The organism is Vogesella mureinivorans (assembly GCF_007644035.1).
Taxonomy (GTDB): domain Bacteria; phylum Pseudomonadota; class Gammaproteobacteria; order Burkholderiales; family Chromobacteriaceae; genus Vogesella; species Vogesella mureinivorans.
In genome coordinates this window covers 1-351 of record NZ_VMTV02000677.1, presented here as the reverse complement: position 1 = coordinate 351, position 351 = coordinate 1, and the positions used below count along the sequence as shown (strand labels likewise).

Genomic DNA, 351 nt, shown 5'->3' with positions numbered 1-351 from the left:
CCAGCCCAGCATTCCCCTGAACTCCGCCCTGCAGAGGCCACAGCCATGAGCGGCAATTCCGACACCCTGGGCGCCAGCCCGGCCCAGTTCGGCACCCTGTCGCCGGACGGCACCGGCGGCGAACTCAACCTCGACGTGCTGCTCGACGTTCCGGTCACCCTGCAGCTCGAGGTCGGCCGCGCGCGCGTGCCGATCCGCAACCTGCTGCAGCTGAACCCGGGCTCGGTGATCGAGCTCGAGCGCGGCGCCGCCGAGCCGCTGGACGTCTACGTCAACGGCACCCTGATCGCCCACGGCGAAGTGGTGGTGGTGAACGATCGCTTCGGCGTGCGCCTGACCGACGTGGTCAGC

1 protein-coding gene is annotated in these 351 nt (G+C 70.4%); it reads left to right on the top strand.

Features of this window, described 5'->3' with window-relative positions; translation table 11 throughout:
* Positions 1–45: 45 nt before the first annotated feature.
* Positions 46–351, top strand: a 306-nt coding sequence (fliN, locus tag FLQ44_RS17690; RefSeq protein ID WP_147695456.1) for a flagellar motor switch protein FliN, incomplete at its 3' end; no start/stop codon positions are given.